The sequence below is a fragment of the Salinifilum aidingensis genome (genome assembly GCF_054782015.1).
In genome coordinates, this window is record NZ_BAAGTH010000016.1 from 120,094 (window position 1) to 130,736 (window position 10,643).

Genomic DNA, 10,643 nt, shown 5'->3' on the forward strand with positions numbered 1-10,643 from the left:
CAGCGGCTCACGCACCGCCGGAGAGCTTCTCCCGCAGCGCGGCCAGCTGGGCGTCGCTGGCCAGCGAACCGGAGGTGTCCTGCTGCTGGCCGCCACCACTCTGCTGCTCCTCGGAGGCCGAGGAGTAGTCGCCGGAGGCCTGCTCCTCGTCGGCTTCCTCGGAAGCCGCGGCAGCACCGCCGCCGGCGGCCTCGGCGGCCGCCGCCTCGGCGTCGGCCTGGCGGGCCTTGGCCACCTGCGCCATGTGCTTCTCGTAGCGGGTGTAGGCCTCCGAGTACTGGCGCTCCCACTCCTCGCGGGCCTTCTCGTAGCCCGGCTTCCACTCGCCGGCCTCCGGGTCGAAGCCCTCGGGGTAGATGTAGTTGCCCTCGTTGTCGTACTCGGCCTCCATGCCGTACAGGCTCGGGTCGAAGTCCGAGTCCGGCACGAAGCCCTCGTTGGCCTGCTTCAGCGACAGCGAGATGCGGCGGCGCTCCAGGTCGATGTCGATGACCTTGATCATCACCTCGTCGCCGACCTGGACGACCTGCTCCGGGATCTCCACGTGGCGCTCGGCCAGCTCGGAGATGTGCACCAGGCCCTCGATGCCCTCGTCGACGCGGACGAACGCGCCGAACGGCACCAGCTTGGTGACGCGGCCCGGGACGATCTGGCCGATCGCGTGGGTCCGCGCGAACTGCCGCCAGGGGTCCTCCTGCGTGGCCTTCAGCGACAGCGAGACCCGCTCGCGGTCCATGTCCACGTCGAGCACCTCGACGGTGACCTCCTGGCCGACCTCGACGACCTCGCTCGGGTGGTCGATGTGCTTCCAGGAGAGCTCGGAGACGTGCACCAGTCCGTCAACGCCACCGAGGTCCACGAACGCACCGAAGTTGACGATGGAGGACACGACGCCCTTGCGGACCTGGCCCTTCTGCAGCTGGTTGAGGAACTCGCTGCGGACCTCGGACTGGGTCTGCTCCAGCCAGGCGCGGCGGGACAGCACCACGTTGTTGCGGTTCTTGTCCAGCTCGATGATCTTCGCCTCGAGCTCCCGGCCCACGTAGGGCTGCAGGTCGCGCACGCGGCGCATCTCCACCAGCGAGGCGGGGAGGAAGCCGCGCAGGCCGATGTCGAGGATGAGGCCGCCCTTGACGACCTCGATGACGGTGCCGCGCACCGGCTCGTCCTTCTCCTTGAGGTCCTCGATGGTGCCCCAGGCGCGCTCGTACTGCGCGCGCTTCTTGGACAGGATCAGGCGGCCTTCCTTGTCCTCCTTCTGCAGGACAAGGGCTTCGATGAAGTCGCCGACGGCGACGACTTCGGCGGGATCGACGTCGTGCTTGATCGACAGCTCGCGCGAGGGGATGACGCCCTCGGTCTTGTAGCCGATGTCAAGCAGCACCTCGTCGCGGTCGACCTTGACGATGGTGCCCTCCACGATGTCGCCATCGTTGAAGTACTTGATGGTCTGGTCGACGGCGGCGAGGAAGTCCTCCTCCGTCCCGACGTCGTTCACTGCGACCTGAGGGGCCTGGGCGGTTGCAGTCGGGACGGTGGTGGTGTCGGTGGGCATCAGGTGGGTTGCTCCGGTACGGATAGGTTGGTCGCTGGTTTACAATTCCTTGCTCTGCGCTGGGCTTTCCGGTGGTGAGCACGGTACGTGCCCACCTCGCGGCGACCAGCAGTGCCGCGGGCCGCAGACCGCGGAGGTGAACCACTGGAGGATTTCCCACCCGGCGGCATCCGATGCGGAAGGAGCCCCAGGGGGATACCGAAAGGACCCGCGAAAGACCCATGGCGCGGCCGGTATAGTACGCGTCCCTCGATCGCCGGGCAAACCGCGGTCCACCCGACCACCAGTGCTTCTGCGCGTCCACGATACTCCACGAGGACCTGGTACCAACAATCGGTGGAGGACATCCGTGCCAGACCCCAGCGAGCGGGCCGCGGAGCGCGCGCTCGGCACCGCCGGCGCGTCCCAACGCACCGCCAGCGCGGCCGAGTCCCGCGCGGCGAACAAGCTGTGGTGGGACGCCGATGCGGACGAGTACCAGGCCGAGCACGGCGAGTTCCTCGGCAGCCGCGACTTCCTCTGGTGCCCGGAGGGCCTCCGCGAGCAGGACGCCGGGCTGCTCGGCGAGATCCGCGGCGAGCGCGTGCTCGAGATCGGGTGCGGCGCGGCCGCGTGCTCGCGCTGGCTGGCCGAGCGGGGGGCGCGTCCGGTGGGGATCGACATCTCCGCGGGCATGCTGCGGCACGCCGCCGCCGGCGCGGTGAGCACGGGCACAGCGGTGCCGCTGGTGCAGGCGAGCGCCGACTGCCTGCCGTTCGCCGCGGACTCCTTCGACGCGGCCTGCTCCGCCTTCGGCGGGGTGCCGTTCGTGGCCGACTCCGGTGCCGTGATGCGCGAGGTGGCCCGGGTGCTGCGCCCGCGCGGTCGCTGGGTGTTCGCCGTGACGCACCCGATGCGGTGGATCTTCCCGGACGACCCCGGACCGGTGGGGCTGACGGCGACGCAGTCCTATTTCGACCGCACGCCCTACGTCGAGGTGGACGCCGAGGACCGGCCGACGTACGTGGAGCACCACCGCACCCTCGGCGACTACGTGCGCCAGCTGCACGAGGCCGAGTTCGACCTGCTCGACCTCGTCGAGCCGGAGTGGCCCGAGGGCCACACCGAGGTGTGGGGGCAGTGGAGCCCGCTGCGCGGGAGGCTGTTCCCGGGCACGGCCATCTTCGTGTGCCGCCGCAAGGCTTAGGCGCGCCCCATCGGGCCAGCGGGGGGCTGCGGCGGCCCGGCGCGGCGGACTCCCGGTGCTGTACAACGAAGCCCTGCCCCGGGCCGCGCAACACCGCCGCGGGCGCGGCGGATCCCGCACGACCGTCCGCTCCCCGCACGCGGGAGCCCGGCCCGGTGAACCGCCAGCCGTCGACCGGAAAGGCATGTCGTTGAGCAGTGCGCGCGAGCTGTGGGACGCCCAGTGCCGGCGCTTCGCCGAGCTGGACCGGGCGCTGCCCGACCGCTACCTGCTGCCGGAGGGCGAGCCGCTGCTCGCGCGCACTCCGTCCGGTCGGGACGTGGCGGGCACGCTCACGCGCACCCTCAACGAGCCGGGTTCGTTCCGCAGCCTGTGGCAGGCCCGCGAGGTCTTCGAGCTGTACCCGCTCGTCGGCCGCGCCCCCCGGGAGGGGATGGACACGCTGCTGCGCGCCTGGCGGGAGCGCCTGTCCGAGCGGGAGCACATCGATCCGGATTCGGCCTGCGTCATCGCGTGGCCGTGCCGGGACCTCGCCGCGACCAGGGCCTTCCTCGACCACGGGTGCACACCGCTGACGCAGGTGGCGATCCGCGTCACGGACCCCGCACGAGATACGGAACCAAGTGGTACCGTAAAAATGCGTCGGGCCGGCCCCGCCGATCTCGACGCCGTGGTCGACCTCGGACTCACCGAACTCGCCTACGCCGCGCTGGTCGGCGCCTCGGTGTACCGCCCGAACGCTCCGCACCTGAAGCGGGCCGCCGCGCAGATGCGGCTGCGCTCACCCGACCCCGTCTGGCTCGCGGAGCGGGAGGACGGCACGCCGCTGGGGCTCGCCGAGTGCGGCTGGGTCGACGCCGCCACCTCGCCCGCGGGCAACCGGCTCCGCCCGGGCACCTGGGGCTACGTCAACTGCGTGGCGGTGCGCGAAACGGCCCGGGAGTCCGGCATCGGCCGGGAGCTGATGGCCGCGGCGCACGCGGAGTTCGCCCGCGCCGGGGCCGTCGGCAGCTTCCTGCACTACAACCCAGCCAATCCGCTGTCCTCGGTGTTCTGGCCCCGGCAGGGGTACCGCCCACTGTGGACGATATGGGAGGTGCGCCCGGCTTCCGCGTTGCGGTGACCACGCGCGGCCGGCGCACCCGGGGAAGGAGCCGGCGTGGAAATCGTCGCGGAGGGGGTCGAGGTCGTCGGGGCGCGCGGCCCGCTGCTCGCCCCCACCTCGCTGCGCGTCCAGGAGGGGGAGCCGCTGCTGATCGCGGGGGACTCCGCCACCGCGCGCACCGCACTCGCCCTGGCGCTGTCCGGGCGGATCAAACCCGCCAGGGGAACCGTGCGCCTGGACGGGGCGCTCGACGCCCGCGCCCTGCGCCGCCGGGTGGACGTCGTGGACGCCCCCGGGATCACCGCGCCCGAGGAGGCGGTGCCCGTCCGGCAGGTCACCGCCGAAGGCCTCAGCCTCGCCGGCCGCAGGTCCGGGCGCCGGGCCGTCCGCGCCTGGCTCGCCGAGCACGATCTGCACGGGCACGCCGAGGAGCGCTTCGAGAACCTGCCCGGCGCGCACCGCACGCGACTGCTCGCCGAGCTCGCCCGCGCCGGGCGCCGGACCCGGGCGCTCCTCTTCGACGCGCCCGACCGGCACGGCGGCCCGCCCGAGCGCTGGTACGCGCTCGCCCGCGAGATGGCCGGGCGCGGGCTGACCGTCGCGGTGCTGTGCGCCCCGCACTCCGCGGAGAAGCTCGCTGCCCCCACCGCGTTCCTCGGCACCGACAACCGCACCACCACACCGTCCACTTCGGAAACCGGGGAAGGTACCGAATGAGCACGCTGCGCATCGCCGCGACCGAGCTGCGGCGGCTGACCTCGGGCAAGCTGCCCACACTCGCCCTCGTGGCGGTCACGCTCGTCCCCCTGCTGTACGGCGCGCTGTACATCTACGCCAACTGGGACCCGTACGGGCGCCTGGACGGCGTGCCCGCCGCCGTCGTCATCAACGACGCCGGCGCGCAGCGCGACGACGGCAGCCGACTGCAAGCCGGGCAGAAGGTCTACGACGAGCTGACCTCCTCCGACGCGTTCAGCTGGGAGAAGACCACCGAGCAGCGGGCGCGCAACGGCGTCGCGCACGGCGACTACTCGTTCGCCCTCGTCGTGCCGCACGACTTCTCCGCGGCGCTGCTCTCCCCCGGCGATTTCGAACCGCGCCGGGCCCAGCTCGGCGTGATCACCAACGACGCCAACAACTACCTCGTCGGCACCATCGCCGATCGCGTCGCCTCCCAGGTGCAGCGCGCCGTCGCCACCGACGCGGGCAGCGAGGCCGCCGAGCAGCTGCTCATGGGCTTCGGCACCGTGCACGACAAGACCGCCCGGGCCGCCGACGGCGCGAGGCAGCTCGCCGACGGCGCCCACCAGCTCGACGACGGCATCGACCAGGCGCGCCAGGGCTCCGGGGAGCTCTCCAGCGGTGCGCACGAACTGCTCGACGGGCAGCAGCAGCTCGCCGGCGGCGCCGACCAGCTCGCCGACGGCAGCGCCGAGCTGCACACCGGCCTCGGACAGCTGGCCGAGCGCACCTCCTCGCTGCCGCAGCAGACCCAGCAGCTCGCCGAGGGGTCGGAGAAGGTCGCCGAGGGCAACCAGGAGCTCGCCGCGCGCGCCGAGGAGCTCGGCTCCGCGTCCCAGCAGCTCGCCGCGCACACCGACGAGGTGCAGCAGCGCACGGCCGAGACGCTGCGCGAGGCCGGCGTGGACGAGGAGCAGGTCCAGCGCATCATCGCCGACCTCGACGACAACCCCGTGTCCAACGCCAACGACGAGGTGCAGCAGCAGGTCTCCCGGGTCCGCGCGCTCGCCGACGGCTCCCGGCAGGTCGCCGACGGCAACCAGGCCCTCGCCGAGGCCGCCCCGCAGATGACCAGCGCCATCCAGCAGGCCCACCGAGGAGCGGGACGGCTCGCCGACGGGGCGCAGGAACTGCAGCGGGGACAGCACGAAGCGCTGTCCGGAACGCGGGAGCTCGCCTCCGGCGCGGACCAGCTCCACAGCGGCGCCGGTCAGCTGGACGCCGGTTCCGACCGCCTCGTCGACGGATCCGACGAGCTCGCCTCGCAACTGCGCTCCGGCGTCGACGACATCCCCAACCCCGACGCGCGGACCCGAACCGCCACGGCGGACACGATCGGCGACCCGGTCGGCATCGACGAAGCGGCGCAGACCGAGGCTGGCACCTACGGTGCCGGGCTCGCGCCCTACTTCCTCGGGCTGGCGCTGTGGATCGGCGGGTTCGTGCTGTTCCTGCTGATGCGCCCGCTGTCGCAGCGCGCCCTCGCCGCGGGCACCCCCGCCTGGCGGGTCGCGCTCGGCGGCTGGCTGCCGGCGGCGGTCGTCGGCGTGGTGCAGGCGGTGCTGCTGTACGTCGTCGTGGCCCACGGGATCGGGGTCACCCCCGCACACCCCTGGTGGACGCTCGGCTTCCTGCTGCTGACCTCGTTCGCGTTCACCGCGGTGGTGCACGCGCTCAACGCCGCCTTCGGCCCCAAGGGCAAGTTCATCGCGCTGGTGGTCCTCGTGCTGCAGCTGGTCACCGCGGGCGGGACCTTCCCGTGGCAGACCACGCCGGAGGTGCTGCACCCGCTGCACGCGGTGCTGCCGCTGGGCTACGTCGTCGACGCGCTGCGGCAGCTGATCTACGGCGGGGTGCTGGGAGAAGCGGGCACCGCCGCACTCGTGCTCGGCGGGTACCTCGTCGCCGGGCTGCTGCTGAGCACCGTCGCCGCCTGGCGGCAGCGGGTGTGGAGCCCCCAGCGGCTCAAACCCGAACTGGCCCTGTGAGGCGGCCGCACCGGGCGGGCTCGCGGGCGCGCACGGGCCCGCCCGGCACGCGCAGCTGAACGCGCGGGATCCGCGCGGGAACCGCCTGCGCCCGGGCCGCACGCCCCGCGGAACAGCGCCCGGCGGGACGAAACCGGCCGTGGCCCCGGACGACGTGCAGTCGTTCGTCCGGGACCACGGCCGCCGACGGCCCGCGCGGGCCGTGCTCTCCGCAGTCGCGCCGGGCGCTCACTCCGCCGGCTCGTCGTAGCGGGCGATCTCGAGCAGGTTCCCGTCCGGGTCGCGCACGTACAACGACGTGATGACACCGCGCGCGCCGATGCGGCTGACCGGCCCCTCCTCGATGCGCACGTCGTTGTTGCGCAGGTGCTCCTGCACCTCGCTGAGGGCGTTGGTGGTGATGAAGCACAGGTTCGCCGAGCCCGGCACGGGATGCGTCGCCGTCGGCGCCACCAACTCGTTGGCCGCGTGCAGCTTGATGGTCTGCTCACCGAAGCTCACGCCGCGCCGGCCCTCGGGGAAGCTCACCGGCGTCATCCCGAGCATCCGCTCGTAGAACTCGATCGCCCGATCGACATCCGCGACGGTGAGGACCAGATGGTCCACTCTGTCGATACTGATCATGCTCCTCCTCCGCGGGTCGCCCGGGCAGGCTATCCGGCGTCGTCCGCACCGGAGCAGGCGGTCCGCAGTTCCGGGGCCGCCGCCCGGAACCGTTGTCGCCGGAACCGCTCAGTGCGCGGCGCTGTCCCAGGAACGCCCCACGCCGACGGAGACCTCCAGCGGCACGTCCAGCTCGTGGGCCGCGGCCATCTTCTCCCGCACGAGCCGCTCGACGTCCTCCCGCTCGCCCTCGGCGAGCTCGATGATGAGCTCGTCGTGCACCTGCAGCAGCATCCGCGAGCGGAAACCGCCCTCGCCCAGGGCGCGGTGCACCTCGAGCATCGCCACCTTGATGATGTCGGCGGCACTGCCCTGGATGGGCGCGTTCAGCGCCATGCGCTCGGCCATCTCCCGCCGCTGGCGGTTGTCGCTGAGCAGGTCGGGCAAGTACCGGCGCCGCCCGAGGATCGTCGAGGTGTAACCGTCCTTGCGCGCCCGGTCGACCACCTCCTCCAGGTAGTCCCGCACCCGGCCGAACCGCGCGAAGTAGGCGTCCATGTGCTCGCGCGCCTCCTCCGCGGAGATGCGCAGCTGCTGGCTCAGCCCGTAGGCCGACAACCCGTAGGCAAGCCCGTAGGACATCGCCTTGACGCGGCGGCGCAGCTCGTGCTCCACCTCCTCCATCGGCACGCCGAAGGCCTGCGAGGCCACGAAGTTGTGCAGGTCCTCACCGGACCGGAAGGCCTCGATCAGCCCGCTGTCACCGGAGAGGTGGGCCATGATCCGCATCTCGATCTGGCTGTAGTCTGCGGTCATCAGCTCCGCGTAGCCCCCGCCGACGACGAAGGCCTCGCGGATGCGCCGCCCCTCCTCCGTGCGGATCGGGATGTTCTGCAGGTTCGGCTCGGTCGAGGACAGCCGACCGGTGGCGGCGATCGTCTGGTTCAGCGTGGTGTGGATCCGGCCGTCATCGGCGATCTCCTTGATCAGCCCGTCCACAGTGGTCTTCAGCCGCGCGGCGTCGCGGTGTTCCAGCAGGTGCTGCAGGAACGGGTGCTCGGTCTTCTCGTGCAGCGTCTGCAGCGCCTCGGCGTCGGTGGTGTAGCCGGTCTTGGTGCGCTTCGTCTTCGGCATGCCCAGCTTGTCGAACAGCACCGTCTGCAGCTGCTTGGGCGAACCGAGGTTGACCGCCCCCACCTCGGCACCGGCCTCGTCGAGCACCCGGTGCGCGTCCTGCTCGGCCTGCTTCACCCGCGCGGCGAAGTCGCCGCTGAGCTCGTCCAGCTGCGCGGTGTCCACCGCGATGCCGGCCTCCTCCAGCTCCCCGAGGACCTGCAGCAGCGGAAGCTCGAGATCGGTGAGCAGCCCGCGGGACTCCATCCGGTCGAGCTCGGCGTCCAAAGTGTCCGCCAGCTCGGCGATCGCCCGCGCCCGCACGATCTCGCCGTCGGCGATCCGCTCGCGCTCGGCGGAGGCGTCCTCCAGCAGCGACATCTGCCCGTCCCCGCCGGAGTCGTCCGAGCGCAGTTCCCGCTGCAGGTAGCGCACCACGAGGTCGGGCAGCGCGAAGGAGCGCTGCCCCGGCCGCACCAGGTAGGCCGCCAGGGCCGTGTCGCTGCTCAGGCCGGCGACGCTCCATCCGCGGTGGCGGATCGCGTGCAGCGGCCCCTTCACGTCGTGACCGGCCTTGAACACCTCGGGGTCGGCCAACCACCGGGCCAACGCCGCGTCGTCGTCCTCGGTCAGCTCCGCGACGTCGATATACACGCCCGTGCCGTCGGCGGTGGACAGCGCGATGCTCTGCAGGTCACCGCCGTGGCTGCTCCACCGGCCGGCGCAGGCCAGGCCGAGGCGACTGCTCCCGGGGGCGTTGCGGGTCAGCCAGTCGGCCAGCGCGCCCGGCTGCAGCGCGCCGCCGGAGACGCCGAACCCCGACTCCACCTCGGGCTCGGCGGTGGACAGCGACGCGAACAGCCGGTCGCGCAGCACCCGGAACTCCAGGTCGTCGAACACCCGGTGCACCGCGTCCCGGTCCCACTGCTGCATCTCGAGCTGCTCCGGCTCCGCGTCCAGCGGGACGTCGCGGACCAGCTCGGTGAGCCGGCGGTTGGTCAGCACCTGCGAGATGTGGTCGCGCAGCGCGGCACCGGCCTTGCCCTTGACCTCGTCGGCGCGGTCGACCAGCTCCCCCAGCGAGCCGAACTGGCGGATCCACTTGGTCGCCGTCTTCTCCCCCACACCGTCGATCTTGGGCAGGTTGTCCGAGGGGTCGCCCCGGATGGCGGCGAAGTCCGGGTACTGCTCGGGCGTGAGACCGTACTTCTCCTCCACCGCTTCCGGCGTGAACCGCGTGAGCTCCGACACGCCCCTCGTGGGGTAGAGCACGGTGACGGCGCTGTTGACCAGCTGCAGCGCGTCGCGGTCGCCGGTGCAGATCGACACGGCGAAGTCCCGCTGCCGGGCCTGCGCGGCCAGCGTGGCGATCACGTCGTCGGCCTCGTAGCCCTCCACGCTGAGCACCGGGACGTTCAGCGCGCCGAGGATCTCCTGGATGAGGCTGACCTGCCCGCGGAACTCCTCCGGGGTCTCGCTGCGGTTGGCCTTGTACTCCGGGAAGGCCTCGCTGCGGAACGTCTGCCGGGAGACGTCGAAGGCCACGGCGAGATGTGTAGGTTGTTCATCGCGAAGAAGGTTGATCAGCATCGACGTGAAGCCGTACACGGCGTTCGTGTGCTGGCCCGTCGCCGTCTGGAAGTTCTCCCTCGGCAGGGCGTAGAACGCGCGGTAGGCCATCGAGTGGCCGTCGATGAGCAAGAGACGTCGCTGCGCGGAGTCCATCACGCGGTGAGTCTAGGCTGAACGTCCGACGGTGCGTGAACAGGTACGAAGGAGGAGCCACAGTGGCCGATACGACTTCGGAGGAAGTCATGCCCAGCGAAGAGGACTCGCTCAACCGGGTGCTGGCCTCCGCTGAGGAGCAGCTGAGCGACCGCCTGGGCATCACGCTCACCGAGTGGTCACCCGAACGTGTGGTGGGAACCATGCCCGTGGCGGGGAACCGCCAGCCGTACGGCCTGCTGCACGGCGGGGCCAACGCGGCGCTCGCGGAATCCCTCGGATCGATCGCGGCGGCCCTGCACGCCGGCAACGACCGGATCGCCGTCGGGCTGGAGCTGTCCTGCACCCACCACCGCGCGGCCACGGAGGGGAAGGTCACCGGCGTGGCCACCCCGGTGCACCGCGGGCGGCGCACGGCGACCTACGAGATCGAGATCGTCGACGAGAACGACCGCCGCACCTGCACGGCGCGGCTGACGTGCCTCCTCCGCGACGCCCCACCCGCGTGACGGCCACCGCGCCGGCGCCCCACCCGCGTGACGGCCACCGCGCCGGCGCCCCGGCGGCCGCGCGCGGCGCCGTGCTCCACGGCAAGTCGATCGCAGCCATGTCGTTCTGTGAGCCAAG

At 72.2% G+C, this 10,643-nt stretch carries 8 protein-coding genes; 5 read left to right on the forward strand and 3 right to left on the reverse strand.

Translation table 11 applies throughout. From position 1 onward, the window contains the following. Nucleotides 1–7: 7 nt before the first annotated feature. On the reverse strand, nucleotides 8–1,555 hold the full coding sequence (gene rpsA / locus ACYVJE_RS19855) for a 30S ribosomal protein S1 (RefSeq protein WP_461145632.1): 1,548 nt from the start codon (nucleotides 1,553–1,555) through the stop codon (nucleotides 8–10). A 349-nt stretch (nucleotides 1,556–1,904) separates the two neighbouring features. On the opposite strand from rpsA, the gene ACYVJE_RS19860 reads away from it, so the two are divergent. From ACYVJE_RS19860 to ACYVJE_RS19875, 4 genes are all read left to right on the forward strand, one after another. Next, a complete protein-coding gene (locus tag ACYVJE_RS19860; RefSeq protein WP_461145633.1) occupies nucleotides 1,905–2,741 on the forward strand; it encodes a class I SAM-dependent methyltransferase in 837 nt (278 codons plus the stop codon). Between the two features lie 184 nt (nucleotides 2,742–2,925). After that, the gene (locus ACYVJE_RS19865; RefSeq protein WP_461145634.1) at nucleotides 2,926–3,864 is read left to right on the forward strand and encodes a GNAT family N-acetyltransferase; all 939 of its coding nucleotides are present in this window, start codon (nucleotides 2,926–2,928) and stop codon (nucleotides 3,862–3,864) included. Between the two features lie 36 nt (nucleotides 3,865–3,900). Next, nucleotides 3,901–4,563, forward strand: a complete 663-nt coding sequence (locus ACYVJE_RS19870) for a hypothetical protein (RefSeq protein WP_461145635.1) — start codon at nucleotides 3,901–3,903, stop codon at nucleotides 4,561–4,563. Continuing rightward, nucleotides 4,560–6,575: a YhgE/Pip family protein gene (locus ACYVJE_RS19875; RefSeq protein WP_461145636.1), complete on the forward strand. Its 2,016-nt coding sequence runs from the start codon at nucleotides 4,560–4,562 to the stop codon at nucleotides 6,573–6,575. Before ACYVJE_RS19870 ends, ACYVJE_RS19875 begins: the two co-directional genes overlap by 4 nt. Before the next feature lie 228 nt (nucleotides 6,576–6,803). Here ACYVJE_RS19875 and ACYVJE_RS19880 read toward each other — a convergent pair whose 3' ends face one another. Both ACYVJE_RS19880 and polA read right to left on the reverse strand, forming a co-directional pair. Continuing rightward, nucleotides 6,804–7,199 (reverse strand): VOC family protein, encoded by a 396-nt coding sequence (locus ACYVJE_RS19880; protein ID WP_459159169.1) that lies wholly within the window; start codon nucleotides 7,197–7,199, stop codon nucleotides 6,804–6,806. Between the two features lie 108 nt (nucleotides 7,200–7,307). Then, nucleotides 7,308–10,016: a DNA polymerase I gene (polA, locus tag ACYVJE_RS19885; RefSeq protein ID WP_461145640.1), complete on the reverse strand. Its 2,709-nt coding sequence runs from the start codon at nucleotides 10,014–10,016 to the stop codon at nucleotides 7,308–7,310. 89 nt (nucleotides 10,017–10,105) lie between these two features. Here polA and ACYVJE_RS19890 point away from each other — a divergent pair, with 89 nt between their 5' ends. Next, a complete protein-coding gene (locus tag ACYVJE_RS19890) occupies nucleotides 10,106–10,525 on the forward strand; it encodes a PaaI family thioesterase (protein WP_459159951.1) in 420 nt (139 codons plus the stop codon). Nucleotides 10,526–10,643 lie beyond the last annotated feature (118 nt).

What these genes read in the sequence shown, in the direction of transcription:
- rpsA (WP_461145632.1), bottom strand. Translation starts at nt 1,555, where the DNA reads ATGCCCACCGACACCACCACCGTCCCGACTGCAACCGCCCAGGCCCCT.
- ACYVJE_RS19865 (WP_461145634.1), top strand. Translation starts at nt 2,926, where the DNA reads ATGTCGTTGAGCAGTGCGCGCGAGCTGTGGGACGCCCAGTGCCGGCGC.
- ACYVJE_RS19875 (WP_461145636.1), top strand. Translation starts at nt 4,560, where the DNA reads ATGAGCACGCTGCGCATCGCCGCGACCGAGCTGCGGCGGCTGACCTCG.
- ACYVJE_RS19880 (WP_459159169.1), bottom strand. Translation starts at nt 7,199, where the DNA reads ATGATCAGTATCGACAGAGTGGACCATCTGGTCCTCACCGTCGCGGAT.
- polA (WP_461145640.1), bottom strand. Translation starts at nt 10,016, where the DNA reads ATGGACTCCGCGCAGCGACGTCTCTTGCTCATCGACGGCCACTCGATG.
- ACYVJE_RS19890 (WP_459159951.1), top strand. Translation starts at nt 10,106, where the DNA reads ATGCCCAGCGAAGAGGACTCGCTCAACCGGGTGCTGGCCTCCGCTGAG.